Consider the following 25,543-nt stretch of genomic DNA (forward strand, 5'->3'; position numbering starts at 1 on the left):
GCGCGCTCACACCCACACACAATCAGAAGAAAATATCGTCAGCGGGTGGCGGCGAGGCCGCTGCATCCTCTTTGCCGAACAGCGCACGGTGAAGCGCGCGCTCCTCTTCCATGCTGTAGATCTCCATGATCTTGGCATCGAGCGCCTCGGGCAGTGCCTGAAGCGACTGCGATGGCTGTGCCTTGCGCGCCTCCTCTGCAAGACGGCGCTTGAGCTGATCCAGTTCGCGGCGCGCTTTCGGCAGACCCTCACCTACCTCGGTGACCGCAGCGACCAGCCCCGCCCGCAACTGCTGGCCCGACCGGACCAACTTGCCGCTTTCGTCGATGATCGCGCGCGTCTCGGTCTCGATCCTGTCCACCAGTTCCGCGGGCTGTTCCATCATCGTTATGAATTTGCCGATATGGGTCTCGATCCCGTTCAATGCGGCCTTTACATCATTATAGATCCGAGAGTTCTCGGCTGCGAGCTGCCCGAGTTGACGGGCGATCTCCTTCAGTGCCATGCCGTCATCGCCCAGTTGGCCACAGCCGATAATCGCGTTCATCCCGACGATCCGCATCTGCTCCTCCAGTGCGCCTATATCGCGTAGGCGATCCGAGAGTTGCCCGAATTCTGAGAAAAGCGTGGAGGATTGCCGCCCCGTCTCCAGTAGGACCATACGGATCAGGCCAAGCTGTGTCTCTGCTGCTGCGGTAATATCGCCAACCTGCGAGAAAAGAGTTCCCTTGCTCTGGCGCCCGCCACCCTTGCCGGCGAGCTCCTGCGAGATCCGAAGCGCTTCGACAAGCTTCTCCGACAGCCGGTCGGCCTCGAGCGTGAATGTATCGCTCGCCACCCGCAGCTGTGCACAGGCCAGATCCTCGATCTGGGAATGACCGGCAGGATCCGGCAGCGAAAGGATCTGCTCGCAATGTTCAAGCCTCTGGCGCGTGGCATCGCCCACCTGCAACGCGACCAGCCCCTCGCCCAACGCCGCCGCGAGATCGGCATTGCGCTGTAAAAGCGCCCCGCCAAGCTGTAACTGCGCCTCATCGCCGTTCGTCAGTCCTTCGAACATCCCCGCCAATGCCACGAGATTCTGGGTGAACTGGCGCATATCCTCCAGCTGGCGCCCGAAGCCCGATGTCGCCAGTCGGGCGATCCGGTCGCGGATCTTCTCGACCAGCGTATCCGCATCGGTCAGCACCTGTTCGGAATTCTGCACGATCTCGCCCGTTGCTGTGGTAAAGACGCTCAACCCCTTGTGGCGCCCTGCAAGCTCCGAGGCCGAAACCTTGGCGTTCAGGCCCACGATCTTCATCGTGCGCACGGAGCGCCAAAGGCATTTAAGCTCGCGCGCAAGGATTTCCACCTGCGTATCAAGCGTCTTTACCGCCTCCATCGAGGTCACCATGGCCTGTTCCAGATCATGGCTGCCGGTCTTGGCCTGAGCAAGCCTGCGGCAGGTCGCCTCGATCATGTCATCCTTCAACCGCGTCAGCTCGTCGATCGGCACCCGTTGCTCGTCAAGCGCATGGCCCGTGCGCAGCAGGAGCGACCCCATATCGAGGAAATGCGATTCGATCTGTCGCTGGATCTGCTGGACCACCGGCCATGAGACATCGGAACCAGGCAGCGTGGCGGCGCGGGCAATAGACATCACACACCTGCCCTTTCCTGCGCCGCGGCCCATCTGATGATCTGTTCGGCCACCTGCGACAGAGGAACCGCCTTTTCTGCCGCCCCCGTCTCCATCGCGGCACGGGGCATACCATAAACCACACAGCTCGCCTCGTCCTGCGCCAAGGTCCGCGCGCCGCCCGCCCGCATCTCGGCCATTCCGGCGGCACCATCGTCCCCCATCCCCGTCAGGATAATCCCCAGCGCCGATCCACCTACCACCTGCGAGACCGAGCGGAACAGAACGTCCACCGACGGCCGGTGGCGCGCCACCGCAGGCCCGTTATTCAGCTGCACCCTGTAGCCGGTCCCGTGGCGACCCAGCAGCAGATGCCGGTCGCCCTGCGCAAGCACCGCCTGCCCCCGACCGAGCGTGCGACCTTCTGAGGCCTCGAACACCTCGAGCGCGCTATAGCGGTCCAGCCGTTCGGCGAAGGCCGCGGTAAAGGCGCGCGGCATATGCTGGACAATGGCAATCGGCGGCAATGTGGGCGGCAATGTCTCCAGCACCGCTTTCAAGGCCTCTGTCCCGCCCGTGCTGGCCCCGATGGCGATCAGCGGCGGCCCTGCCACCCGCGGCGGATGGGAGAGTTTGGGCAGGATGATATCTGCGGTATGCCGTTCGCCCACGGGCTTGATCGGCGTCGCGGGACGGCGCTTTGCACGGCGCGATTGCGCGGCAGCACGGATCACATCGGAGATGCGGATCACCATCTCCTGTCGTTCATCCGGTGTGCGCGGGCGAGGCTTCTCGAGCACCTCGACCGCTCCATATTCCAGCGCTTTCATCATCGTCTCCGATCCTTCCTGCGCGAGCGATGAGATGACCACCACAGGGATCGGGCGCTGCGACATGATCTTGCGCAGGAACGTCAAACCGTCCATCCGTGGCATATGCAGATCGAGCAGGATCACATCCGGAAGAACACTGCGCATCTGCTCGACCGCGACAAACGGATCCTCGGCCTGCGCGAACAGCTCCATATCGGCCTCATCGGCGATCAGCGATGCAAACATCCGCCGCACGGAGGGGCTGTCATCGACAATCATGACTTTGATCGGATCGGATTGCATCGTGAATTATCCAATTTTCCGGAAGATTGCGGGGGCGGTCTGTTCGAGCTGCGGGTCGCGCATCATCATGGATTCCGAATGCCCAAGATATAGATAACCGCCCAGAGAAATATGGCGCGTTACAGAGCGTATCACCCGTGTCTGATCCGCAGGCGAGAAGTAGATCAACACATTGCGCAAAAAGGCCACATCGACATCGCGATCGAGCGGCAGGCTGTCATCGAGCAGGTTCATCTGGTGGAAGCGCACATGTCGGCGCAATGAGGGAATAACGCGTGACTGCCCCTCCAGCCGCCCCGTCCCGCGCATCAGGAACGCCTCGCGCATATTCTGCGGCACAGGCTCCAGTAGAGCATCGCGATAGATCGCCATGCGCGCGAGATCAAGCACCTCCCGATTGATATCGGTCCCCACGATCGACCAGCGGAACTCCCGATGGGTCGCAGCCCAGGTCGCGGCACAAAAGGCGATGGTCCAGGCTTCGGCACCGCTCGAAGCGGCGGCCGACCAGAGCTTCACACTCTGTCCCTCCAACCGTTTGCGCTCCACGGCCTCGGGAAGTGCCACATTCATCAGATGGTTGAAATGCGCGGGTTCGCGGAAGAAATCCGTCTTGTTGGTCGTCACCGCATCGAAAATCGCAGCGCGTTCCTCGGCCAGGGCATTTTCCTCGAAAAGATAATGCAGATAGCTGTCCAGAGTAGCATGCCCCAACTGGGCCATCCTGTGACGCAGGCGACTTTCGACCATGGTGCGTTTGCTCTCGCCCAACTGCACGCCGATCTCGTCCTGCACGAAGCTGGTGAACTGATGATAGAGGTGTTTGGCGCTTTGCACGGAATTGAGATTCATGAGGGATAAACTGGTTGGGGGGGAAGCAAATGCTGTCTGTCAGGCCGCACTGATACGGGGCGCCTGTGGAACCGATCCGCCAAAGACCTGTTGCAAACGGTCGATATCGAGCACCGACACAAACTCGCCTGCGCGCCGACCGAGGCCCGCTATCGTGCGATGGTCCCAGTGAAGAAGCTCTGCCTCCGGCACAGGATCGAGCCGGTCATTATCCAGCTCGCGGACCTCGATCACCCGATCCGCCCGCATGGCGATCCGTGCCTTGCGTCCGCCCTCCTCGATCCAGAGGACGAGGATGCGCGTGCTGTCATCCTCGGCTTTTGGCGCGAGTCCGAGAATGGAGCGCAGATCGATCACCGAGACCCCTGCACCACGCACATCGATCACACCCAATACATGCGGCGGTGCATCGGGCAACCGTGCAATCTGACGGCGGTCGAGGATTTCCTGAACGCGGCTCACAGGAATGGCGAAGAGATCCTCCGCCACACCTAGTATCACGACCTGCCCCAGCCCGGCTCCCTCACCGCTCATGCGACGCGGTCCTTGCGGGAATGTTGTGTAAATTCCGCATCAAGCGCATCCTCGGCAGACCCCAGATCGAAATCGAACCCGACATTCTGCCGTTTCGCCTTGGTCGGAGCTTTGCGCATCTTGGGTTTGACCTGGTTGCCCGAAGAGGCCGCGACGCGGAAGAACTCGATGGCGGATTGCAGCTGCTCTGCCTGACTGGTCAGCTCCTCTGCGGTGGCCGACAGTTCCTCGGAGGCCGAGGTGTTTTCCTGCGTGACCTTGTCGAGCTGCTGGATCGCGAGATTGACCTGCGACGCGCCCGTGGCCTGTTCCTGCGTCGAGCGCGAGATCATCGCGACCAGTTCGGAGGTCTTTTCGATATCGGGCACGAGACCCGCGAGCATCTGGCCCGCCTCCTGCGCAGCCTTTACCGTGTTGCCAGACAGGCTCGAGATCTCGCCCGCAGCGGTCTGGCTGCGTTCGGCCAGTTTGCGGACCTCGGAGGCCACCACGGCAAAGCCGCGTCCATGTTCGCCTGCACGGGCCGCCTCGACGGCAGCATTGAGCGCCAGCAGATCGGTCTGGCGGGCGATCTCCTGCACCACCAGAATCCGCTCGGCAATGGTCTGCATCGCTTCGACAGCCCGCGCGACCGCTTCACCGCTCTCGCGCGCATCAAGGGCCGATTTCTTGGCCATCGCTTCGGTCTCGCTCGCATTATCTGCATTTTGCTGGATATTGGCCGCCATCTGCTCCATCGACGCCGATGCCTGTTCGGTCGAGCTGGCCTGTTCGGTTGCGCCCTGGCTCATCTCTTCGGAGGTCGAAGCCATCTGGTCGGCACCCGCGGCGACGTTACGCACCGCACCGGTCACTTCGGACACGGTCTCGCGTAGCTGTTCGACCATCGAATTAAGCGCCCGCATCAGATCGGTCACTTCGTCATTGCCACGCAGATAGGCCGTCTCGGTAAGATTGCCCTTGGACACTTCTCGCGCCAGATCGATTGCGCGTTGCAGCCCGCGGGAGATCGAGGTGACAAGCCAGATGGCAGAGATAAGTCCGACGATTACCGCGACAGAGAGCATCGTGAACAGCAATATGCGCGCATCGGCATAGATCTCGTCGGTGCGGGCCGACGCCTCGCTCATCCGGCTCATGTTTTCCTGCAGGATGACGGCGAGGGAGGACTGCATCTCGGACCAGAGCCTCTCCGCATCGACGGTGAGGATGCGTGTGGCAGCTGCCAGATTGCCGCTATCGCTCAGAGCGATCGCGCGGTCATTCGTCGCTTTGATCTCCTGCGCGACGCGCTCGTATTCGGCCAGTTGGGTCTTGCCTTCATCGGTCGCGATCGCCTCGAGCCGTTCCCGATAGCTGAGCGCTATTGCACGGCCTTGCGTCATCCGCTCCATGATCCGCTCCTTGCCTGACTGATCGCTGGTCAACAGATAGTCACGCACATCGCGCTGCACCTTGAGCTGTTCGGAAATCAGCTCCTCGGTCAGACGGACGCGCAGGGCATCCTCGTCGACGACGGTATTGAGGCTCTGGTTCAGATTCCCGAGATCACGGATCGCGATCATCTGGGCCACGCCCACCATCACGATGATGGCAGCGAAGGCAAGCGCAAGCTTCACTTTAATGGTCAAACGCATTTGGCCGGTTCCTGTTCGTTTTGGGAATGAGCCGCACTCCCCGGCACGGCAATGGCAAAGATCCGTTCGAGATCGGGTATGATGACGAATTTTTCGTCCATAAGGGCGATGCCCTTCACAAAATCGGGCGGCCATCGCATACCGACCTCGGGGATCGGATCGATGGCGCCATCGTCGATATCGGTGACATCCAGCACACGGTCGGCAAGCACGGCCACCGTCGTCACCTCGCCCGCAAGCGGTATATCGAGCACCAACATGCGGGTGTTTTCGTCCGGCTCGCGCGTTTTCATATTCAGCGCGATCCGCAAATCGGCCAAGGGCACGACCCCGCCGCGCACATTGATCAGACCGGTGGCAAAGCGCCCCGCCTGCGGCACCCGCGTAACGGGGACCGGCTCGAGGATCTCGCGCAACGCCGAGGTCGGGATCGCCAATGTTTCGGTGCCAAGGATGAGTGTGACGACCTTCATCATGCGACCCTCTCGCGCATACGGAGCGCCTCTTCCATTGACCGGCCCGCCGCGACGAGATTTGCGACATCAAGGATCAGGGCAACGGTGCCATCGCCAAGGATGGTCGCACCCGAAAAGCTCTTGAGCCCCGCATGCAGCCGCGAGAGCTGCTTGATCACCGTCTGGTTATTGGTCACCAGCCGGTCCACCACGACGCCCACGCGCCCACCGAGCGCCGTCACGATCACCACTTTCTGGAAATCGGAGCGCGGGCCCGGAACATCGAAGAGATCAGCGAGCCGGATAAAGGGCACCATGCCCCCACGGACATTGAGGAAATTCGAGCTGGTATCGCTCTGCGCCAATTCGGACGGCAGCTCGACACATTCCTCGACCGCCGCAACAGGGATCGTATAGCGCTCCTGTCCGACCTCGATCAGCAGGCCGTCGATAATAGCGAGTGTCAGCGGCAGACGCAGGGTGATCTCCGTCCCATAACCGGGCTCGGAGGACACCTCGATCTGCCCCCGCAGACCTTCGATGACAGAGCGCACCACATCCATACCCACGCCACGCCCCGAAAGATCGGTGACGGTCTCCGCGGTCGAGAAACCCGGCGCGAAGATCATCATCCGCAGGTCCTGCTGCGTGACGATCTGGTCCTCGGTGATCAGGCCGCGCTCGAGGGCACGGGCACGGATACGCGCCAGATCGAGGCCCCGCCCGTCATCGCGGATACGCACCAGCACCTCGGCACCGGCATGGGTGGCCGACAGCTCGATCCGGCCATTGCCGGATTTCCCCTGCGCCGCGCGCGTGGCGCTATCCTCGAGACCATGGTCGATGGAGTTGCGCAGCAGGTGGACCAGCGGATCGGCCAGCGTCTCGATCACCGTCTTGTCCAATTCGGTCTCGCCCCCGAGCGTCACGAAGTCGATGGGCTTGCCAAGGCGGTCGGAGAGATCATGGATGAGGCGACGGAACCGCCCGAACAGCGTGCCGATCGGCACCATGCGGATCGACATGGTGGTGTCGCGCATACCCGATGTCAGCCGTCGGATATCCTCGGCCACCGACATCAGCGATGGCAGGCGCATCTCCTGGCTCAGGTCATGCAGGCGGGCCTCGGCAATGACCAGCTCGCCCACACGGTCCATCAGCTCATCCAGTCTCTCGGTCGCGACCCGCATGGTCGACAGCGCCGCTTCCCGCCCCGTTGGCAGGGCATCGCCCCCACCCGTCTCGCCGGCCTCCGGCTGGGGGGAGCCCGTCGCCACGGTCAGGTCGGGAGAACCATCTTCCTGCCGGATGTCGAGAACGAGATCATCCGCGGAAAACACGAAAACCCCATCGATCTGGTCGCGCGTCACCCCCGATGGCAGCCTGATCGACCAGCGGATCGGTGGCACCAGCGGGTTCAGCGCCTCGAGCGGGGGAACCTCGGAGAGATCTGCGCGCAGTGTGACCTCCGGATCCAGCTCGCGCAGTTCCTGCAGGAGCGCGGGGATCGAGATCCCCAGCCCCAGCGCCTCGGGGCCCGCGGCAAGCGTCACCTGCCAATCGGCGCCTCGGGAGGGCGCCGGCGCAGCCTGCGGGGCCTTCTGGGAGAGGGCATCCGCCAGCGCCTGCAAGAGCGCGGGGCTCGCCGGTGCCGCAGCCTCCGGCGCATCGAGCAAGGCCAGAAACTGGTCACAGGCCGCAAGGGCCACCTTGATCAGCGCATCGGTCGCGCAGGCTCCGGGCTGGCGCAGGGTCTCGAAAGCAGTCTCGAATTCATGCACGAAGGCCGACAGCGCTGAATGCCCGAACATCGCGCTCGACCCTTTGAGCGTATGCAATTCCCGAAAAAGGGAATCGATCAGCTCCCGATCCGCAGGACGCGATTTCAGATCCAGCAGGTTTGCCTCGATCGAGGCCTGCAACTCCAGCGCCTCGGCAAGAAAGATCTGGGCAGCGTCGTCATCCATCGACATCAGCCCGCGACCTTCTTGACCACATTCAGAAGCTGCTGCTGGTCGAAGGGTTTTACCATCCAGCCCATCGCCCCTGCCGCCTTCGCCTGCTGTTTCAGATCGTCGCGCGTTTCGGTCGAGATGAAGACGATCGGCACGCCAAGCGCCTCGGGGCGCGCACGATAGGTGCGGATGAAGGTCAGACCGTCCATCTTGGGCATGTTCTGGTCGGTCAGGATCGCATTGGGTCGCTCGCCCTGCAGCTTGGCCAGTGCATCCTCACCATCAGCGGCCTCGATCACCCGATAGCCCGCGCGGGTCAGCGTTGCACTGACCATCTGGCGGACGGAGGGAGAATCATCGATGGTGACAATCGTTTTGGTCATGAAGTGCGGCCTTGGATTGGGGCCCTGCGACAGATGCGCCGTCACGGATCAGGTGCGGTGCCGCGGGACGGGAAACTAACAGGGAATGATATCGACCCAGACACCATCCGGATCGCGTTTGAGCTGGTCATCGGTGAGCGCGGACTGCGCAAGTATCGCGGGCACAGGAGAGGTATCCTCCAGCGTGACCTGAAGCCGCGCCTTGCGGAGCTGCGCCGTGCGGAAGGCCGCGATCAGCACCGACATTCCGGCCATGTCGCAGGCCGTCCATCGGGCGGTCTCCAGGCGGATGGACGCACCAGCGACAAGTGCCTTGTCGAGCTGGCTGGCGACGGCCTTGGCATTGGCAATCGTGATCTCGCTGACCATCATGTGAGAAATTACTCTTCTGGGTTGCATCATCTAGCAAGAGATCGCCCCAAAGAATTAACGGAGAGCTAAATACGCCACAAAACCTGACGGCTTAATTAAAAAGCTATGAAAATTTAGGGCTGGTGTCGCGGCCGGAAGGGCCGGTGGACAGGTCCCGGAATGCATCAATCACAGTGGCTGCGGATCGCTGCGCCAAGCCCAGATACGGCATAATGAAATCTTCATGCCAGAAAGCTGCTCGTCATCAATCTATTTCTTAGATGTATCTGATATCCTTATCAGAAATTCGATCGCATGTCTATTGCCCGTTGTGCATATCTACCGCGCGCAAACGTGAGTTGTGCGCCAGCACCAAGCCCGTATAACCGACGCAACCTTCGACGTTGTAGAAGGCGTAACGAGTGACCTTTTCTTGCTGTTCGCGCACCACTCCCTGGCCGCGCGCGCCCCGATGTCTTATCGGGATTTTCTCAACAGATAGATATCCATGATCCAGCCATGGCGGCTGCGGGCCTCGGCCCGCGTGGTCAGGATTCGCTCCGAGACCTCGGCAAGCGGGCCCGACAACCGCAGCTCTTCCGCCATACCGGCATAGGCGGACCACCAGATCTCCACCCCCTCCGGATCGATCGCGGTGAAGGCCCCACCCTCGTCGAGCATGACCACGACACTCTCGGCGCCCTCGGGCCAGCCGTTATGGCGCAGATTGCGCCCCGTAGTGATGGTCACCGGCCCGCCGACCGTATTGAGCGGGATGGCATGGCCCGCCGTCATCGCCTGAATGGCCGTAATTCCGGGAATGACGCGAAGCTCGAGCGGCATCCGCGCGGCCACCCGTTCGGCCAGCCGGAGCGTGCTGTCATAGAGCGATGGATCCCCCCAGACGAGAAAGCCCGCGCGCCCGCCTTGCGGGAGAGCGGCGCGCAACTCCTCTTCCCAGATCCTCGCGATGGCGTCATGCCAATCCGCCACGCGGCGCTGGTAATCGGGTTCGGACGCATCGCGCACCGGAAGGGTGAACTCGCGCAGCGCAGGCCCGCTATCGGGCAATACACGCGCGCAAATCGCGCGTCGTGCCTGTGCCAGATCATCCTTTGCTGCACCCTTGAGCGGGATCAGGATCACCTCGCAGGCTTTCATCTCTTCGATGGCCTGAAGCGTCAGATGGTCAGGGTTACCGGCCCCGATCCCGATCAGAGAGATTGCCCACATTACCGCCCCCAGACGTTTCGCAGAAAAAGAACCGCAAAAGAAAACCGCAGCCCGTGACAGGCTGCGGTCGGATCCTTAGCAGGTGCGCCAGGGCTGTGCCAGCACTCAGGCGGAATAGACGCGTGCGAGGACGAAGCGGTTGCGCCCCAGCGCCTTGGCACCGGCCAGCACGGCCAGATCGATGAGCGGCTCGACCAGCACGACCGACATATAGGCGATGCCGAAGGTGCCGACATTGGCCAGCGTTGCAACCGACACACCCTCACCGTAAAGCACCCAGAACGCGACCCATGCGATTACCCCGCCCTGATAGGCCGTCGAAAGCGCAAGCGCCTGTTTATAGGTGATATCGGCATAGGCGGTATCGGGGGCGATCAGGCGTTGGGCCAGCGCCTGAAGCGCAAAGAGCGGCACCAGAAGCGTGGTGACATTCATCGCATATTGCGGCAGATCCTGCGGCTCGAAGAACAGCCCCTGCGTCAGAAGCCCCAGCGCCAGGCCAATGGCCGCCGGCACGAAGCCCAGCATCAGAAACAGCGTGGAACCGAGGATCAGATGGACCTCAGACACGCCCGCCGGATGATGCGGCAGGATCTGGAACGAGACGAAAACCGCAGCGGTTGCGGCTGCGGCACGGGCCGCCATCATCGGCAGCTCTGCGGTTTTGAGCGTCCTGACCCCCTCATGGGCGACATAAGTGGCGGCACCTGCGGCGGTGGCGTAGCTTAGAAGAAGTTTGGCACCATGCACGATGCCCGGTTCGATATGCATATACGTTCTCCCTGCCGTCGACCCCGACGGCATTTATGGTGACTGACGACGGGCCAGCGGCCCATATCCACGGCAGGTCTCCTGACTCGCGACTCGTCACCTGCATGCCGCCTTCCCCCTTGCGGAGTGGCATTCCGGAGCAGGCTCACCGCTTACAGTTGCGGGGGCAGTTCCGGATTTGGCGCCTGATGGCTACACCGCACCGGATTCCCTTTTCATCCGGCAGCACCTCTCGGCCACCGGAAACCGTGGGATCACTCTTGGCGAACGGGGTCGTCAGGTCAAGCCGCGCGAAGCGGGAGCGCAGAAATTGGCACAGCCGGACAAGAATTGGCCCGTTCAGGCCAGCGCGCCATAGAAGATCAGCGCGGGCTTGACTGGAATCGCGCCATTCGCGGCCTGTCCGGTGATCTGGGCCGCCAGCTCGCGCATGGTCCCACGCCAGATCACCTCGTCGGGATGGGAAATCGATTCCGCCATCATGGCCGGCGTTTCGAGGCTCAGCCCCGCAGCCTCCAGCCGCTGTGCCAGCGCCACAAAGGTGCGCCGCGCCATATAGACCGCCGTGACCGCCTGCGCATCGGCCAGTGCCGCCATGTTCAACTCCTCGGGCAGCGCACCCGTGACGTCATGGCCGGTCACGAATTGCAGTCTGCGCGCGGTCAGCCGTCGCGTGAGCGGGATCTGTGCCGCCGCCGCTGCCGCCGAGGCCGCCGTCACCCCCGGGATGATCTCGAACCCGATCCCCGCCGCACGACAGGCGCTCAGCTCTTCCTCGAGCCGCCCGAAAATGCCGCCATCGCCCGATTTCAGCCGCACGACCCTGCCGCCCGCGCGGGCATGATCGACCAGAAGCTGGCTGACATGGTCCTGTTTTGGCGACGGACGTCCGGCCCGTTTGCCCACGCCGATCAGATCGCATTCGGGCCGCGCCAGATCGAGGATCGGACCGGCAGAGAGATCGTCGAAGAGGATCGCATCGGCCTGCCGGATACGCTCGGCCCCGCGCAGGGTCAGAAGTTCGGGATCCCCCGGACCGGAAGAGACGAAACTGACGAACCCGCTCATATATCCTCCGCAATCAGATGGAAGAAGGTGCCCGTGACATAGCCCCTGCGCGATCCGGTTTCCACCACCGAAAGACCGGCCGCATCGGTCACGCGGGCCAGAGGCGCGTCGGGCTGCGACAGGATGGTCGAGAAATGGAACTCGTGCCCGCGCAGCGCCGTGCCTTCGGCCTGCCCCGGAATGGGCGCCAGAAGCCGCGCGTGACGATAGCCCAGATGCATCTTACGTTTGGCATAGGAGGTCTCGAGCCCCAGAAGCCCCGCCATCGCGTGGCGTGTTCCGTCCTTGTCGACCAGCCCCTGCCCCAGCACCATATAGCCGCCGCATTCGCCATGCACGGGACGGGTCTGCGCGAAGTCGCGAAGCCCCTTTAGGAAGCTCGCCTTTCCGGCAAGCCGCCCCGCATGGAGTTCGGGATAGCCGCCCGGGAGCCAGACACAATCGGCCGTCGGGTCGGGTGACTGGTCCTCGAGCGGCGAGAAGAACCCGATCTCCGCACCGGCCTGCCGCCAGCCGTCCAAAAGATGAGGATAGAGGAAGGAAAAGGCCTGATCGCGGGCGATGGCAATGCGCTGGCCGGGGGGCGTGAGCGGAGCCGCAGCACCCGCAAGCGCGCGTGTGGGCGCGGCTTGCGCGCGTAGCGCCGCAAGGTCGAGATGCCCTGCCACCAGATCGGCCATCGCCTCAATCTGCGCGTCAAGCTCGGGCCGCTCGGAGGCCTGCACGAGCCCCAGATGGCGCGAGGGCATCTCGAGATCCTTCAGGCGCGGCAGGCATCCGAGGCAGGCAATGCCAGCCTCGGCAAGCCCCTCGCGGACCATCATCTCGTGGCGCGGGCTGGCCACGCGATTGACCACGGCCCCTGCGATCTTGACCTCGGGACGCAGCCGCGCGAACCCCAAGGCGACCGCGCCCACCGATTGCGCCTGCCCGCCCGCATCGATCACCAGCACCACCGGCCAGCCTGTCAGCACCGATAGATCCGCGGCACTGCCACGCGCGGTGGCCCCGGTTTGCGCGACCCCGTCAAAGAGCCCCATCGCCCCTTCGGCAATCACCAGATCCGCCCCTTCGGCGCCTGATATGATCCGCGCCATCACCCCCTCGGGCATCGCCCAGCTGTCGAGATTGGCCGAAGGCAGGCCGGAAGCCACCAGATGGAAGCCCGGATCGATATAATCCGGCCCCGCCTTGAAGGAACGGACCCCGACACCCGCGCGGTGATAGGCGCGCAGCAGGCCCAGAGTGAGCGTGGTCTTGCCGGTGCCTGACCCAGTGGCCGAGATGATGAGCCCGTTCATTCAGTTCCCTCCGGAAAACGCGGATCGGTCCCTACGGGTCGGTAGCGGCGGTCGTAATCGCCGGCATAGAGACGGCTCTCGTCAAACCCCTCCTGCGCCAGCGCCCGTCCCACCAGAATAAGCGCGGTGCGCCCCCGCATGCCCTCCGATGCCACAAGCACTGTGCCGAGCGTGGCGCGCACAATCTTCTGGTCGGGCCAGCTCGCACGCCAGACGACGGCCAGCGGACAGTCCGCGCCATAAAGCGGCAAGAGCCGCGCGACGACTTCCTCGAGCACATGCACCGAGAGATGGATCGCGAGCGTCGCGCCGGTTGCCGCGAAATTCTCGAGCGTCTCGGTGTCGGGCATGGGGGAGGCCCGCCCCGAGGTCCGCGTGAGCACCAGCGATTGCGCGACGCCGGGCAGGGTCAGCTCGGTGCCGAGCGCGGCGGAGGCTGCCGCAAAACTGGGGACACCGGGGCAGATCTCGTAGGGGATGCCCTCGGCCCGCAGGCGGCGCAGCTGTTCGCCCATCGCCGAATAGATCGACAGATCCCCCGAATGGAGCCGCGCCACATCCTGCCCTGCCTGATGGGCGGCGCGGATCTCCGTCATGATCTCGTCGAGCGACAGAGGCGCGGTGTTGATGATCCTCGCGCCATCGGGGCAATGCGCCAGAAGCGCCTCGGGCACCAGCGATCCGGCATAGAGACAGACAGGCGCCCGCGCGATCAGATCGCGCCCGCGCAGGGTGATCAGATCGGCCGCACCGGGGCCTGCGCCGATGAAATGGACGGTCATGGGTGATCCTCTTCCTTTGCTCCGGCGTCCGGTGAACCGGCCAGCGCCGTTGTGATGGTGCCGCAGGGCGAGACCCTGCGGGGCGACAGGATCTGCGCGCCCACGCCGGCAGCCCCGAGCGCCAGTGCCTCGGCCACCGAGCCCGTGCCGAATGCGTTCATGATGCGGGAGGACACCGTGGGGGTCTGCACTCCGCGCAAGGCCGCACGCGGCAGGAGGCGCAGCGGGATTCCCTGTGCGGTGAGTGCCGGATGCGCGCCCTTATCCCCCAGCACGGCCAGCAGATCGACCGGCCCCGCATCGGCAATTGCCTGCGCCAGTGCCTCCGCCGTCGCCTCCCTGCGCAGCCCGATACCCAGCACGCGGCTCATCGCGTCACACTCCATTGCAGGATCGGGCGGGCGCGGTCCCAGCCCCGCATGCGCCCCAAGGGAGCATTCTCGGCCAGCTCGATCCGCAGGAGCGTTCCGCCACGCTCGGCCTGCAATCCGAGGTAAAGCGCCTCGCTTTCCAGCGTCACCGCGTTACCGGTGACCCGTGTGCCTTGCGGGAGCCGCTCCCAGAGCGCGGCAAACCCCTCGCGCGTAAGCCCGCCGCCGATGAACACCGCATCGGGACGCACTTCAGGCAGCGTTTCGGGCCAGTGGCCCTGAAGCACATCGATCCGGTGATCGATCCCGAATTTCATCGCGTTCTCGGTAATCTGGCCGAGCCTGTCGGCGCGCGGCTCGAGAGCTGCGGCCCGCCCGCCCGCCAGCGCCCATTCGACAGATATCGAGCCAGAACCCGCGCCGAGATCCCACAGATATTCGCCCTGACGAGGCGAAAGCGCCGATAGCGTCAATGCCCTGACGGGGCGTTTGGTGATCTGGCCATGATGGGTGAAGAGGCTATCGTCGAGCCCGAAGCCACGCGGCAGACCGGGCCCGCCCTGCGCCGAAATCGCCACCAGAACAGGTTGCCCGAACTCTCCGGTGACCGCATCCGCTGGCAGATCGCGGCGGATCTCGCGCGGACCGCCGATGGCCTCGAAGACATGGAGTATCGAGGCACCAAAGCCCAGAGTGTCGAGATACGCCCCGAGTTCGGCCACCTGTGCCCCGCCCCGCAACGTCACGATCAGGCGGCTGCCCTGTGCGAGAGAGGGACGCAGGCGCGAAAGAGGTGCGGCATGCAGGCCCAGCGTCTCGACCTCCTCGAGCCGCCACCCCAGCCGTGCGGCCGCCCATGCGACCGAGGACACCGCTGGATGACAGATCCACTCCTCAGGGGCCAGCGCGGCCGCCAGCGACCCGCCCGCCCCATGCCAGAACGGATCGCCCGATGCCAGCACCACAACCCGTTGCCCGCGCAGCGCCAGAACCGGGGCCAGATCGAAGGGCACAGGCCATGCCCGCCCTCGCGCGCCCGCGCCCACCAGATCCAGATGGCGCGGCCCGCCAAAGATGACCGAAGCCTGAGAGAGGATTTCGCGGCTTGCATCCGACAGCCCCGCCGGTCCATCTTCGCCAAGACCGATAATATGGAGCCAGGGCCTATCCATGCCGCGTATCCTTTTGCTCGGAGGCACATCCGAAGCCGCCGAAATGGCCCGCATTCTGGCGCGCGCAGGGCTCTGGGCAGTCTATTCCTATGCGGGGCGCACGCAATCGCCAGTGGCCCAGCCGCTTCCCCTGCGGGTCGGGGGCTTTGGCGGGGTTGACGGGCTGCGGGCCTATCTGGCGCGCGAGGCAATCACCCATGTGATCGATGCGACCCATCCCTTTGCCGCGCAGATGAGCCGCAACGCGATTGCGGCCTGTCGCGCGCAAGGCGTGGCGCTGTGCGGGTTCGAGCGGCTGCCATGGGTTGCGCAAACCGGTGACCGCTGGACCTCTGTGCCCGATATGGAGGCCGCCGCCAGTGCCCTGCCCATCGAGGCAAGACGCGTGTTTCTTGCCATCGGTCGCCAGCATATCGGGCTTTTCGGCGCCGTCCCGCAGCACCATTACCTGCTCCGGCTGGTCGATCCCCCAACCCTGCCGCTGCCTCTGCCCGATTGCCGCGTGGTGCTGGCGCGGGGACCGTTTCTCGAGGATGAGGATCTGGCGCTGCTGCAGGAGCACCGGATCGATCTGGTGGTGGCCAAGAATGCCGGAGGCACGGGCGCGCGCGCCAAGATCGATGCCGCGCGGCGCCTCGGCCTGCCCGTCCTCATGATCGAGCGCCCCGAAACGGGGGCACGGCAGGTCTTCCACGCGGCAGAGGATGTGATGGGCTGGCTCGGACACGGGCTCTAACGCTCCTGTGCCAGCGAGCGCGGGGTATAGTAGAACCGCCCGACCTGACGGGTCTCGGCGGTGCCCACGATGACCACGGTGCGCATATCCGCCATCTCGGCTTGCGCCTGCCCCAATGGCACCGTCACGATCCGTTCGTCGGGACGCGAGACATTGCGTGCGAATGAAACCGGCACGGAGGCCGGCAGTTCCTCGCGCAAGATCGCCAAAGCCTGCCCGAACTGGTGCGGGCGCGAGGCCGAGCGCGGATTATAGAACCCCATAGCGAATCCCGCCCGCGCGGCCAGCCTCAGCCGCGTCTCGATGACCGTCCAGGGTTTGAGATTGTCCGACAGATTGATGGCGCAGAAATCATGGCCCATCGGCGCACCTATCCGCGCGGATGCCGCCAGCATCGCGGTGATCCCCGGCAGGATGCGGATATCGAGATCGAGCCAGTCGAGCGGCCCTGCCTCCAGCGCCTCGAAGAGCGCCGAGGCCATCGCAAATACCCCCGGATCCCCCGAGGAGACGACCACCACCCGCGCACCCCGTGCCGCAAGCGAGAGCGCATGGGTCGCGCGGTCCAGCTCGACGCGGTTATCGCTTTCATGCTTGGTCAGGCCCGCGCGGTCCGGCACGCGGCGGACATAGGGGATATACCCGATGATATCGGTGGCCTCGGCCAAGGCGGCCTGCACCTGCGGCGTCACCAGAGCCTCGTCACCGGGGCCGAGCCCTGCCACCTGCACCCAGCCAGAGGGACGCCCGCTCATGGCCTGCGCCCCTGACCATGCACGACCACGATCGAGAAATAAGGCACCTCGCCGCTGATCTCGGAGAGTTTCTGCACGGTCTGGTTTGCCATCGTGCCATGGGTCACAAGCCACGCATCGTCATATTTTCCGGCGGCCTGCAAGGCGCGGGCCAGCTTAGGCAGGTTGCGCCCGATCTTCATGACGACCAGCGCATCGGTCTGACCGATCCGCGCGGTCAGGTCCTCTTCGGGGAGTGTCGCCATAGCAACCGTCAGCACATCATCGCCCCATGTCACAGGCAGTCCCGTGGCCGTCCAGCAGCCCGACATGCCGGTAATCCCCGGCACCACCTCGACCGCAATCCGGTCCTTGAGGCGGGTATAAAGATGCATGAAGGAGCCGTAGAAGAAGGGATCACCCTCGCAGAGCACGATCACATCTTGCATGGCACAAAGCGCAGCAAGCCGCTCCGCCCAACCGTCATAGAAGGCCGAGAGGAGACGGTTATATTCGGGATCGGTGAAGGGAATCTCGGTGGTGACAGGATAATCCATCGGATATTCGACGGCCTCCGGCAAGAGCATCCCCTCGACGATACGGCGTGCCTGCCCCATCCGGCCCTTCTTGCGGAAGAAGGCCACATGACGCGCGCCCGACACCAGCCGATGCGCCTTTACCGACATCAGATCGGGATCACCGGGGCCGAGCCCCACACAGATGAGCCGTCCCATCTTATTCCTTCCGGCTGGCAAGCGCGTTAACGGCGGCCACCGTGATCGCCGATCCGCCCAGACGACCGCGCACGATGAGCGAGGGCACAGGCTGGACCTCCATCAGCGCGGCTTTCGACTCGGCCGCACCCACAAAACCCACCGGACAGCCGATAATTGCCGCAGGACGCGGGCAATCGGGGTCTTCAAGCATGTTCAGCAGATGGAAGAGCGCGGTCGGCGCATTACCGATAGCCACAACAGCCCCCTCCAGATGCGGACGCCACAGCTCGAGGGCTGCCGCCGAGCGGGTATTGCCCACCGCTTTCGCGCGCTCGACGATATCGGGCGCATGCAGCGTGCAGATCACCTCATTCTGCGCGGGCAGACGCGCGCGGGTGATCCCTTCGGAGACCATCCGCGCATCACACAGGACAGGCGCGCCCGCCTGCAGCGCAGCACGCGCCGCCTTCGCCATTCCGGTGGAAAATTCCACATCGCGTTCGAGCCCCACCAGACCGGCGGCGTGGATCATCCGCACCACGACCGGTTCTTCCTCCGCATCGAACCGCGCCAGATCTGCCTCGGCACGGATCGTGGCGAAACTCTCGGCATAGATCTTCGCGCCGTCGGTTTCATAGCTATGTGGCATGTCGTCCCCCGTGCCCGTCCTCGTGCCAGTTCACTTCTGGCCCGTCTTGATTTTTTCTCTCAGCGCGCGCTCGTCGAGCGTGCCTTGCGTAAGGTCGCGGGCACGCTGGTCGCGCCCAAATGCCCAGCCTTCCTTTGACGCCACCGCTACCAGATCGCAAGCCCCGGCATGCGCACATCCCTTGGCACAGCCCGAGATATGAAGCGCCTGCCCCTCCGGCAGTCCCTGACGAGCAATCCGGCGCGCCAGCGCACGGGTCGGCTGCGCCCCTTGCGGACAACCGGGCGCGCCCGTGCAGACCGAAATCCGCAGCCGCGGATCATCGGGGACGGTGACCGCCCCTGCAACTTCGGGAAAGACCCGCGCGCCCTCGATCAGGATCATCCGCCATGGGGTCAGGCGCAACTTGCCCATGCTGGCGATCTCGGCCAGTTCCTCGGCATGGATCTGCCCGAAGCCCACACCAAACAGCGCTCCCTCGTCATAGATCCCGGGCGCCGGCGGTGGCAGGCCTCTGTGCATGGCATGAGTGCGCCATGCCGCAGGCAGCGTGGCCCCCGCCTCCAGATGGCGCGCCATACGTCCACGCCCGTCTGTAATGCCGCCAGTGTCCTGAAACCATTGTGCCATCTCGAGTGCCGCCGCAACCGCATCTTCGGGCCTGACTGCGCGCCCACGCTCGGCGCCATCGGCGCGGATGATCAGCGCATCCTGCGTCCGTTCGATGCGGATATCGGCAGAGCTTCCCTGCAGAAGCGGCACGGGGCCACAATCCACCGCAAAGCCGAATTTGGCAGGCAGCTCCGGCCCGTCCTCTTGCGAAAGGACCGCGCTCAGATCATCGCCCAGCCGTTGGGTCAGATCGCCCATCTGCCAGAAAGGCTGCGTAATCACATTGCGCCGCGTCTCTCCGGCGACGGAGGCATCGAGCAGACCGAGCGTGGCCAGCGCCATCAGCAGCGCGTCATGATCTTCGCGTCGAATGCCGCGAAGCTGCAGATTGCCGCGTGAGGAGAGGTCGATCAACCCGTTGCCGAACTGCGCGGAAATCCCCGCCAGCGCGCCTGCCTGTCCCTTGGTCAGACGCCCATACCACGGGCGCACCCGCACAACCAGACCATCGCCCGACATCATCGGACGGCGCGCGCCCGGGCACCAGCCACGGATCTGCGGATCGGCCGGTGAGATCTTTGCCTTGCTGCGATACCAGGCGGTGCTTACTGCCATTCCTGCATTCCCGAAAAAACCTCTCCGGAATTCGAACCGGCCAGAGCATTCTGTATGGAATTGCGCCGGCTCGTCCAGAGCCCCGCCGCGGCAAGGGCCTTGAAACGGTCCCAGAGCGCCCTTAAAGCCTGCGGATTCTCGCGGCCGAGAAACTCGACCAGATCCGCGCGGCCAAGCGTGGCTTCGAAATAGAGGTCGAACAGATGGTCGGGTACCGCGCGCGACAGATGGGCAAAAGCCGCGAGATGGTCAAGCGTCGCCGCGATCTCCGCCCCGCCACGAAAGCCGTGACGCATCATGCTGTCGGCCCAGTCGGGATTGGCTGCGCGGGCGCGCACAACACGCGCGATCTCCTCGGTCAGTGCCCGTGCACGCGGCTGGTCGGGGCGCGTTGCATCCATATGATAGGATTTAGGCGCAGGCCGCCCCAGACGCGCCAGCGCCGCAGCAAATCCGGCCTCATGGGCGGCATAATCGGAGGCCACCAGAAGATCGGTTTCTGGCAGGTCCTGCAGATGAACGAAGCTGTCTGCCCCCGCCAGACGTTGCTCCAGCGCCGCGCGTGCGGGCGTGACATTGCCCTGCGCATCGATCGCATGCGATGAGGCATCGAGCCATGCCTCACCCGCCAAAGCGCGGCCTTCTTCGGTGTAATCCTCGAGCGCACCGCCCATATTCAGCCCGTAAAGACCGGGTTTCGGACCGAAGACGCGGGGAGACCTTGCCAGATAGGGATTGTCCTCGGGCGTTTCGTCGCGCTGGGCTAAAGCCTCGCAGGCCAGTTCGAACATCTGCGCAAGCCCCGGGAAGACGTCGCGGAAAAGCCCCGAAACCCGCAGTGTCAGATCGATCCGGGGACGGTTCAACAACGCCAGCGGCAGGATCTCGACCCCCGAAACCCGCTCGGAACCCGCATCCCAAACCGGTTTGACACCTGCCAGATGCAGCGCCATGGCGAATTCCTCGCCCGCTGTGCGCATCGTGGCCGATCCCCAGAGATCGACCACCAGACCTTTCGGCCAATCGCCATGATCCTGAAGATGGCGCCGCACCAGCTCCTCGGCCAGTTTCACGCCCTGGGCATAGGCCGCGCGCGAGGGCACAGAGCGCGGATCGGTGGTAAAGAGGTTGCGCCCTGTTGGCAGCACATCCGAGCGCCCCCGATGCGGGCTGCCCGACGGGCCGGGAGCCACGAACTGCCCCGCAAGCGCGCGGACCACACCTTGCGTTTCATCCGCGCCGTATCTGCCGGTGCCAAAGACATGAAGCCCTTCGGCATATTGGCTCTCCTTGATATCGCAGACAAAAGCATCCAGCCGCGTGATCGCCTCGGCGGGCGAGGCCGCAGCCTCGATCCCCAGGTCCTCCTCGACGCCCCGTCCCTGCGCCTCGGCGCGGATATCGGCGATCAGCCGGTCACGCCGCGCGGGATCGAGCCCGTCAGCGGTGGAATACTCATCCATCAATGCCTCGAGGCGGATAAGAGTGTCGGGCATCCGCCCTTGGGCCAAGGGCGGGGGCACATGGCCGATGGTCTGCGCTGCAATCCTGCGCTTGGCCTGCGCGGCCTCGCCCGGATCATTGACGATAAACGGATAGATCACCGGCAGGGAACCGGTCAGCACTTCGGGCCAGCAGGTTTCCGACAAAGCGACCGATTTCCCCGGTAGCCATTCCATTGTGCCATGCGCCCCCATATGGATCAGCGCATCCGCCTGACGCTGGAGCCAGAGGTAGAAGGCCACATAGCCATGGCGCGGCACGCGCGAGAGGTCATGGTAATCGGCATCGCGGCGTGCACGATCCGCCCGCTCCGGCTGTAGCGCAACAAGACCCGAACCGCTTTGGATGGCGGGAAACCGGAAGACCCCATCGCGATAGAGCGGATCCTCCTCGGGCGCACCCCAAGCCTCGTGAAGGTCATCACGCAACCTATCGGGCAGATCGGCCAGAGCCAAGCGGTAGTCGTCAATGGGCCAGTCAAGCGTTGCATGCTGCAGCACCGCGCCAAGGTCGCTGACCTTGGTCAGGGGATACCCTTCGGCCTGCAGCGCCGCGACAAGCCCCTCCACCGAGGCCAGCGCATCAAGCCCCACTGCATGGGCGATCTGGTAACTCTTGCCCGGATAGGTCGAGAGCACGAAGGCCAGTCGTTTCTCTGCCGCAGGGCGCGCCAAGCGGCACAGCGCCATGACCCGATCGGCCACCTGCGCCACGCGGCCCGGATCGGGCCGATGAATGAAGCGCGAATATTGCAAATCGGGGTCGCGTTGCGAGGGAGATTTGAACGAGATCACACCACCAAAGATCCGGCCATCGACTTCCGGTAATACGACATGCATCGCCAGATCGGAGGGCGCAAGCCCGCGCTCGGAACCTGCCCAATCGCGCCTGCGCGCAGTCGTGAGTGCAACCTGCACCACCGGCACACCTGCCGCATCCAAGGGCGAGCCACCCTCGGCGCCTTGCGCCGAGAACGCGGTGGCATTGACCACTGTAACCGGTTTGAGCCGCGCAATCTCGCGCCGCAGCCAATCCGGCACGCCCTGTGCCTTCAGAGAGGGAGCAAACACGCCATAGGCGTTCAGACCACGCGCCCGCAACGCCTCGATCATCGCATCCACGGGCGCGGTATCGGCCGCGGTCAGATAGGAGCGGTAGAAGGTGACCAGAGCGATATCCTCTCCCGCCTCCGGCGCCGCCACGATCCCTGTCTGTGGCAGGTAGAACCCGCAATCGGGCACCGATTTCACCCCAGAAACCGGCCCCGCATAGAGCCCCGCTGCAAGCGAGAGCTGTGCAAGTGCGGCTTGGGCTGCCACCGCGCCCCCCGCATCACATAGCGCCTGAAGGCGCCGCAACGTGGAGACCGGCAGCGTGGAGAGCGCATCGAGGCGGGCATCCTCGCGCCCGTCGGCGGGCAGCACGGCCAGAGCGATACCCTGTCGCCGCGCCAGATCCTGTAGCGAGGCCAGCCCATAGGGCCAGTAGCTCTCGCCACCGATGATCCGCACCAGAATGCCCTTGGCATGGCGCAGGGTCTGGTCGAGATAGGTATCGACCGAGAGCGGATGTTTCAGCGCCACCAGATTGGCAAGGCGCAGGCTCGGCAGCGTCCCTGCCCGTTTCCAGCCCGCCGCGAACGCACCGAGGTCGCTGTCACTGAAGGACAGCACAACAAGATCGGCAGGGCGCTGCCCCAGATCCTGCGGCTGGTCCGACTGGTCCAGCCCATGCGTTTCGCGAAAGACCACATGCATCGGTCAGGCCACCGCCAGACCCAGCGCCGCCTCGATGGAGGCGCGGTCGATATGGTCATGCTCGGCAATCACCACCAGCTGTGAGGCGCGCGGGCGTGCCCCCCAAGGCTGGTCGAACTGGCCGCGCAGGCGCGTGCCCACGGCCTGCACCAGATAGCGCATCGGCTTGCCCTTGACCGCCAGATAGCCCTTTATCCGCAGGATATTGAAATCGCCCGCCATGGCGACCATCCGCGCCTCGAGCGCGGCAACATCCTCGATCTCGCCCAAGTCCACGACGATCGTATCGAAATCGTCATGCTCGTGGTCGAAATGGTCATCATGATGGGAGGGGCGCGCCTCGAGATCATCCTCGGCGGCCGCATTGAGCCCCAGGATCACCTGCGGATCGATGACGCCTTCGGACATCGGCAGGATCGGCAGCTTGCGCGGCGCCTCGGCCTCGATCACGGCGCGGGCGCGGGCCAGACCCTCCTCGCCCGCAAGATCGGCCTTCGACAGAAGCACGATATCGGCGCAGGCGATCTGGTCCTCGAAGACCTCGGAGAGCGGCGTCTCGTGCTCAAGCGAGGGGTCGGCGGTGCGTTGTGCATCGACCGCCGCGAGATCGGGGGCAAACTGACCCGAAGCCACAGCCTCGGCATCGGCCAGCGCCACCACACCATCGACGGTGATCCGCGAGCGGATCGCGGGCCATTCGAATGCCTTCAGAAGCGGTTTGGGCAGCGCCAGACCCGAGGTCTCGATCAGGATGTGATCGGGCATCTCGGGCAGCGCCAGAAGACGCTCGATGGTCGGGATGAACTCATCGGCCACAGTGCAGCAGATGCAGCCATTGGCCAGTTCCAGAATATTGTCCTCGGGGCAGTTCTCGTCGGCGCAGGATTTGAGGATATCGCCATCCACACCCGCGGTCCCGAACTCATTGACCAGAACGGCCAGACGCTTGCCCTGCGGGTTTTGCATCAGGTGACGGATCAGCGTGGTCTTGCCCGCCCCCAGAAACCCTGTGACGATGGTCACCGGCACTTTTGCGAGATTGCTCATGGATCACTCCTGCGGATCGTTTTGCGGCGGTATACGCGCGATGGATTGTTTACGGAAGACAACGGGACGCGCGCGCCACGGCACCAGACCATCGGCGGTCTCGCCATAGGCGCGGATGCCCGCCAGAATGTCATCGAGATGGGTGGCGGGGTCGAGATCGCCATAGATATAGCTCCAGCGGTCCGGCCCGCCCGACAGCACCATCGAGCAGGAGCGCGAACAGGCGGAGAGGCATTCGACCCCCCTGACCTTCACACCGTCAATGCAGGCTTGCGCCACCGCATCGCGCAGCCGCGCACCCGGACGCGGGCTCGTGTCATCGCCCGTGCGGCGGCAGGTGGTGCAGATCGTGACCGTTACATTGCTCATATGCTCTCCCTCTTCGGGCTGCGCATAGCAAAGGTCGAACGCCGGAACCACAAGGTTCTGACCCTCTTCCCGCTGCGACACACCCCGATCGCCCGTCCTTGTCTTTCGCCACAGGCAGGTCTCCCGGCTTGCGAAGTCAGGCGGGCTGTAGGGCCTTGCCTGCCGATGACGCCTTCCCGGAGGGATCCGGTGGTCCGGATCTGTCCAGTGGCCTGCCACCTCTTCGGTCACGGTCGCGGGGGCGGCTGCGCTTGAGGATCCCGTCCCCTATCGCATTCCCTTTTCACCTGTCATAAACAGGAACCTGTGTGCGCGCTTAAAAGACGCGCAAGCCCGCGCTTTGTCAAGGAAGGAGATCCCCCATGAGCGAGACCGCCCCCGAAGGAATGCTGGATCAGGACGCCGCCACTGAGGACCGCCACGCGATGAAGATGGCCAAGAAAAAGGCCGCGCGCGACAAGATCATGGCGACGAAAGAGGGCGAGAAGGGCCTGATCATCGTCAATACCGGCGCTGGCAAGGGGAAATCCTCGGCAGGGTTCGGGATGATCCTGCGTTGTATCGCCCATGAGATGCCCTGTGCGGTGGTTCAGTTCATCAAGGGCGCGTGGGATACCGGCGAGCGGCGTCTGATCGAGGAGCATTTCTCCGGTCTGTGCCAGTTCCATGCGATGGGCGAAGGCTTTACCTGGGAGACACAGGACCGCGCGCGGGATGTGGCGATGGCCGAGCGTGGCTGGGAAAAGGCCAAGGAGCTGATCCGCGACCCCGAGATCCGCTTCGTGCTGCTTGACGAGATCAATATCGCTCTGCGCTATGACTATCTCGATATCGACGAGGTGGTGGCGTTCCTGCGCGACGAGAAGCCCGCGATGACCCATGTGGCGCTGACGGGGCGCAATGCCAAGGAGCCGCTGATCGAGCTGGCCGATCTGGTGACCGAGATGACGCTGGTGAAACACCCGTTCCGCGCAGGCATCAAGGGCCAGAAGGGCGTCGAGTTCTGAAAAGGGGGCTCTGCCCCCTCTTGCGCCTTCGGGCGCAATTCACCCCCGGGATATTTTCGGACAATGGAAAACAAGGCAAAATTAACGATGTTGCGCGATAAAGGTGCTGCCTCACTCGGCAGGGTCCCGATGGTGGCAGAAGGTGGGCGCACCGCATCTCCCGCAGCCAGCTGCCAATGGCACGGTCGAGATGCGGT

The 25,543-nt window shown here is 64.3% G+C and carries 25 protein-coding genes and 2 riboswitches; of the genes, 2 read left to right on the forward strand and 23 right to left on the reverse strand.

Features of this window, described 5'->3' with window-relative positions; genetic code table 11:
- Positions 1-22: 22 nt before the first annotated feature.
- From WDB91_RS11025 to cbiE, 16 genes are all read right to left on the reverse strand, one after another.
- On the reverse strand, positions 23-1,642 hold the full coding sequence (locus WDB91_RS11025) for a hypothetical protein (RefSeq protein ID WP_339112607.1): 1,620 nt from the start codon (positions 1,640-1,642) through the stop codon (positions 23-25).
- Complete coding sequence (locus WDB91_RS11030) at positions 1,642-2,736, reverse strand: chemotaxis response regulator protein-glutamate methylesterase (protein ID WP_339112608.1); 1,095 nt, start codon at positions 2,734-2,736, stop codon at positions 1,642-1,644. The genes WDB91_RS11025 and WDB91_RS11030 overlap by 1 nt, the downstream gene beginning before the upstream one ends.
- A 6-nt stretch (positions 2,737-2,742) precedes the next feature.
- On the reverse strand, positions 2,743-3,588 hold the full coding sequence (locus tag WDB91_RS11035) for a CheR family methyltransferase (RefSeq protein ID WP_339112609.1): 846 nt from the start codon (positions 3,586-3,588) through the stop codon (positions 2,743-2,745).
- 39 nt (positions 3,589-3,627) lie between these two features.
- Complete coding sequence (locus WDB91_RS11040) at positions 3,628-4,122, reverse strand: chemotaxis protein CheW (RefSeq protein WP_339112610.1); 495 nt, start codon at positions 4,120-4,122, stop codon at positions 3,628-3,630.
- Positions 4,119-5,759: a methyl-accepting chemotaxis protein gene (locus WDB91_RS11045; protein WP_339112611.1), complete on the reverse strand. Its 1,641-nt coding sequence runs from the start codon at positions 5,757-5,759 to the stop codon at positions 4,119-4,121. The genes WDB91_RS11040 and WDB91_RS11045 overlap by 4 nt, the downstream gene beginning before the upstream one ends.
- Entirely contained in the window at positions 5,750-6,235 is a 486-nt protein-coding gene (locus tag WDB91_RS11050) for a chemotaxis protein CheW (protein WP_339112612.1), read from the reverse strand. The genes WDB91_RS11045 and WDB91_RS11050 overlap by 10 nt, the downstream gene beginning before the upstream one ends.
- Positions 6,232-8,187, reverse strand: coding sequence for a chemotaxis protein CheA (locus WDB91_RS11055; RefSeq protein ID WP_339112613.1), 1,956 nt, complete (start codon positions 8,185-8,187; stop codon positions 6,232-6,234). The genes WDB91_RS11050 and WDB91_RS11055 overlap by 4 nt, the downstream gene beginning before the upstream one ends.
- Complete coding sequence (locus WDB91_RS11060) at positions 8,187-8,552, reverse strand: response regulator (protein ID WP_339112614.1); 366 nt, start codon at positions 8,550-8,552, stop codon at positions 8,187-8,189. Before WDB91_RS11060 ends, WDB91_RS11055 begins: the two co-directional genes overlap by 1 nt.
- 75 nt (positions 8,553-8,627) lie before the next feature.
- A complete protein-coding gene (locus tag WDB91_RS11065; protein WP_339112615.1) occupies positions 8,628-8,924 on the reverse strand; it encodes an STAS domain-containing protein in 297 nt (98 codons plus the stop codon).
- Between the two features lie 456 nt (positions 8,925-9,380).
- Positions 9,381-10,136: a precorrin-6A synthase (deacetylating) gene (gene cobF, locus WDB91_RS11070; RefSeq protein WP_339112616.1), complete on the reverse strand. Its 756-nt coding sequence runs from the start codon at positions 10,134-10,136 to the stop codon at positions 9,381-9,383.
- Positions 10,137-10,241: 105 nt separating this feature from the next.
- Positions 10,242-10,907, reverse strand: coding sequence for an energy-coupling factor ABC transporter permease (locus WDB91_RS11075; RefSeq protein ID WP_339112617.1), 666 nt, complete (start codon positions 10,905-10,907; stop codon positions 10,242-10,244).
- A 53-nt stretch (positions 10,908-10,960) separates the two neighbouring features.
- Positions 10,961-11,173: riboswitch (cobalamin riboswitch) on the reverse strand.
- Positions 11,174-11,246: 73 nt separating this feature from the next.
- Positions 11,247-11,975: a uroporphyrinogen-III C-methyltransferase gene (gene cobA, locus WDB91_RS11080; RefSeq protein WP_339112618.1), complete on the reverse strand. Its 729-nt coding sequence runs from the start codon at positions 11,973-11,975 to the stop codon at positions 11,247-11,249.
- Positions 11,972-13,276: a cobyrinate a,c-diamide synthase gene (locus WDB91_RS11085; RefSeq protein ID WP_339112619.1), complete on the reverse strand. Its 1,305-nt coding sequence runs from the start codon at positions 13,274-13,276 to the stop codon at positions 11,972-11,974. Before WDB91_RS11085 ends, cobA begins: the two co-directional genes overlap by 4 nt.
- A complete protein-coding gene (gene cobM / locus WDB91_RS11090) occupies positions 13,273-14,058 on the reverse strand; it encodes a precorrin-4 C(11)-methyltransferase (RefSeq protein WP_339112620.1) in 786 nt (261 codons plus the stop codon). The genes WDB91_RS11085 and cobM overlap by 4 nt, the downstream gene beginning before the upstream one ends.
- A complete protein-coding gene (locus tag WDB91_RS11095) occupies positions 14,055-14,429 on the reverse strand; it encodes a cobalamin biosynthesis protein (protein ID WP_339112621.1) in 375 nt (124 codons plus the stop codon). Before WDB91_RS11095 ends, cobM begins: the two co-directional genes overlap by 4 nt.
- Entirely contained in the window at positions 14,426-15,601 is a 1,176-nt protein-coding gene (gene cbiE / locus WDB91_RS11100) for a precorrin-6y C5,15-methyltransferase (decarboxylating) subunit CbiE (RefSeq protein WP_339112622.1), read from the reverse strand. The genes WDB91_RS11095 and cbiE overlap by 4 nt, the downstream gene beginning before the upstream one ends.
- Between cbiE and WDB91_RS11105 the strand changes: the two genes are divergently transcribed.
- Positions 15,600-16,337 (forward strand): cobalt-precorrin-6A reductase, encoded by a 738-nt coding sequence (locus tag WDB91_RS11105; protein WP_339112623.1) that lies wholly within the window; start codon positions 15,600-15,602, stop codon positions 16,335-16,337. The two genes, cbiE and WDB91_RS11105, sit on opposite strands and share 2 nt — an antisense overlap.
- Here the strand turns inward: WDB91_RS11105 and cobJ are convergent.
- From cobJ to WDB91_RS11140, 7 genes are read right to left on the reverse strand one after another with little or no spacing between them, the layout of a single operon-like run.
- Entirely contained in the window at positions 16,334-17,092 is a 759-nt protein-coding gene (gene cobJ / locus WDB91_RS11110) for a precorrin-3B C(17)-methyltransferase (protein WP_339112624.1), read from the reverse strand. The two genes, WDB91_RS11105 and cobJ, sit on opposite strands and share 4 nt — an antisense overlap.
- Positions 17,089-17,805, reverse strand: coding sequence for a precorrin-2 C(20)-methyltransferase (locus tag WDB91_RS11115; protein WP_339112625.1), 717 nt, complete (start codon positions 17,803-17,805; stop codon positions 17,089-17,091). The genes cobJ and WDB91_RS11115 overlap by 4 nt, the downstream gene beginning before the upstream one ends.
- A gap of 1 nt (position 17,806) precedes the next feature.
- Positions 17,807-18,436: a precorrin-8X methylmutase gene (locus WDB91_RS11120; protein ID WP_339112626.1), complete on the reverse strand. Its 630-nt coding sequence runs from the start codon at positions 18,434-18,436 to the stop codon at positions 17,807-17,809.
- A 30-nt stretch (positions 18,437-18,466) separates the two neighbouring features.
- Positions 18,467-19,663 (reverse strand): precorrin-3B synthase, encoded by a 1,197-nt coding sequence (gene cobG / locus WDB91_RS11125; RefSeq protein WP_339112627.1) that lies wholly within the window; start codon positions 19,661-19,663, stop codon positions 18,467-18,469.
- A complete protein-coding gene (cobN, locus tag WDB91_RS11130) occupies positions 19,654-22,923 on the reverse strand; it encodes a cobaltochelatase subunit CobN (RefSeq protein ID WP_339112628.1) in 3,270 nt (1,089 codons plus the stop codon). The genes cobG and cobN overlap by 10 nt, the downstream gene beginning before the upstream one ends.
- A gap of 3 nt (positions 22,924-22,926) precedes the next feature.
- Positions 22,927-23,970, reverse strand: coding sequence for a cobalamin biosynthesis protein CobW (cobW, locus tag WDB91_RS11135; protein ID WP_339112629.1), 1,044 nt, complete (start codon positions 23,968-23,970; stop codon positions 22,927-22,929).
- Positions 23,971-23,973: 3 nt separating this feature from the next.
- Positions 23,974-24,339, reverse strand: coding sequence for a DUF1636 domain-containing protein (locus WDB91_RS11140; protein ID WP_339112630.1), 366 nt, complete (start codon positions 24,337-24,339; stop codon positions 23,974-23,976).
- 95 nt (positions 24,340-24,434) lie between these two features.
- A riboswitch (cobalamin riboswitch) is annotated at positions 24,435-24,662 on the reverse strand.
- A gap of 39 nt (positions 24,663-24,701) precedes the next feature.
- Between WDB91_RS11140 and cobO the strand changes: the two genes are divergently transcribed.
- Positions 24,702-25,346 (forward strand): cob(I)yrinic acid a,c-diamide adenosyltransferase, encoded by a 645-nt coding sequence (gene cobO, locus WDB91_RS11145; RefSeq protein WP_339112631.1) that lies wholly within the window; start codon positions 24,702-24,704, stop codon positions 25,344-25,346.
- The last annotated feature ends 197 nt before the right edge of the window (positions 25,347-25,543 follow it).

The organism is Thioclava sp. GXIMD2076 (genome assembly GCF_037949795.1).
GTDB lineage: Bacteria > Pseudomonadota > Alphaproteobacteria > Rhodobacterales > Rhodobacteraceae > Thioclava > Thioclava kandeliae.

Excerpts from the sequence above, each read along its gene's own strand:
- cobA (WP_339112618.1), bottom strand. The coding sequence starts at position 11,975 with ATGAGCGGGTTCGTCAGTTTCGTCTCTTCCGGTCCGGGGGATCCCGAA.
- cobO (WP_339112631.1), top strand. The coding sequence starts at position 24,702 with ATGAGCGAGACCGCCCCCGAAGGAATGCTGGATCAGGACGCCGCCACT.
- WDB91_RS11045 (WP_339112611.1), bottom strand. The coding sequence starts at position 5,759 with ATGCGTTTGACCATTAAAGTGAAGCTTGCGCTTGCCTTCGCTGCCATC.
- WDB91_RS11035 (WP_339112609.1), bottom strand. The coding sequence starts at position 3,588 with ATGAATCTCAATTCCGTGCAAAGCGCCAAACACCTCTATCATCAGTTC.
- WDB91_RS11025 (WP_339112607.1), bottom strand. The coding sequence starts at position 1,642 with ATGTCTATTGCCCGCGCCGCCACGCTGCCTGGTTCCGATGTCTCATGG.
- WDB91_RS11040 (WP_339112610.1), bottom strand. The coding sequence starts at position 4,122 with ATGAGCGGTGAGGGAGCCGGGCTGGGGCAGGTCGTGATACTAGGTGTG.
- WDB91_RS11085 (WP_339112619.1), bottom strand. The coding sequence starts at position 13,276 with ATGAACGGGCTCATCATCTCGGCCACTGGGTCAGGCACCGGCAAGACC.
- cobM (WP_339112620.1), bottom strand. The coding sequence starts at position 14,058 with ATGACCGTCCATTTCATCGGCGCAGGCCCCGGTGCGGCCGATCTGATC.
- cobJ (WP_339112624.1), bottom strand. The coding sequence starts at position 17,092 with ATGAGCGGGCGTCCCTCTGGCTGGGTGCAGGTGGCAGGGCTCGGCCCC.
- cobG (WP_339112627.1), bottom strand. The coding sequence starts at position 19,663 with ATGGCAGTAAGCACCGCCTGGTATCGCAGCAAGGCAAAGATCTCACCG.
- WDB91_RS11140 (WP_339112630.1), bottom strand. The coding sequence starts at position 24,339 with ATGAGCAATGTAACGGTCACGATCTGCACCACCTGCCGCCGCACGGGC.
- cobN (WP_339112628.1), bottom strand. The coding sequence starts at position 22,923 with ATGCATGTGGTCTTTCGCGAAACGCATGGGCTGGACCAGTCGGACCAG.
- WDB91_RS11095 (WP_339112621.1), bottom strand. The coding sequence starts at position 14,429 with ATGAGCCGCGTGCTGGGTATCGGGCTGCGCAGGGAGGCGACGGCGGAG.
- cbiE (WP_339112622.1), bottom strand. The coding sequence starts at position 15,601 with ATGGATAGGCCCTGGCTCCATATTATCGGTCTTGGCGAAGATGGACCG.
- WDB91_RS11105 (WP_339112623.1), top strand. The coding sequence starts at position 15,600 with ATGCCGCGTATCCTTTTGCTCGGAGGCACATCCGAAGCCGCCGAAATG.
- WDB91_RS11115 (WP_339112625.1), bottom strand. The coding sequence starts at position 17,805 with ATGGGACGGCTCATCTGTGTGGGGCTCGGCCCCGGTGATCCCGATCTG.
- WDB91_RS11030 (WP_339112608.1), bottom strand. The coding sequence starts at position 2,736 with ATGCAATCCGATCCGATCAAAGTCATGATTGTCGATGACAGCCCCTCC.
- WDB91_RS11060 (WP_339112614.1), bottom strand. The coding sequence starts at position 8,552 with ATGACCAAAACGATTGTCACCATCGATGATTCTCCCTCCGTCCGCCAG.
- cobW (WP_339112629.1), bottom strand. The coding sequence starts at position 23,970 with ATGAGCAATCTCGCAAAAGTGCCGGTGACCATCGTCACAGGGTTTCTG.
- WDB91_RS11120 (WP_339112626.1), bottom strand. The coding sequence starts at position 18,436 with ATGCCACATAGCTATGAAACCGACGGCGCGAAGATCTATGCCGAGAGT.
- WDB91_RS11065 (WP_339112615.1), bottom strand. The coding sequence starts at position 8,924 with ATGATGGTCAGCGAGATCACGATTGCCAATGCCAAGGCCGTCGCCAGC.
- WDB91_RS11055 (WP_339112613.1), bottom strand. The coding sequence starts at position 8,187 with ATGTCGATGGATGACGACGCTGCCCAGATCTTTCTTGCCGAGGCGCTG.
- WDB91_RS11050 (WP_339112612.1), bottom strand. The coding sequence starts at position 6,235 with ATGATGAAGGTCGTCACACTCATCCTTGGCACCGAAACATTGGCGATC.
- WDB91_RS11075 (WP_339112617.1), bottom strand. The coding sequence starts at position 10,907 with ATGCATATCGAACCGGGCATCGTGCATGGTGCCAAACTTCTTCTAAGC.
- cobF (WP_339112616.1), bottom strand. The coding sequence starts at position 10,136 with ATGTGGGCAATCTCTCTGATCGGGATCGGGGCCGGTAACCCTGACCAT.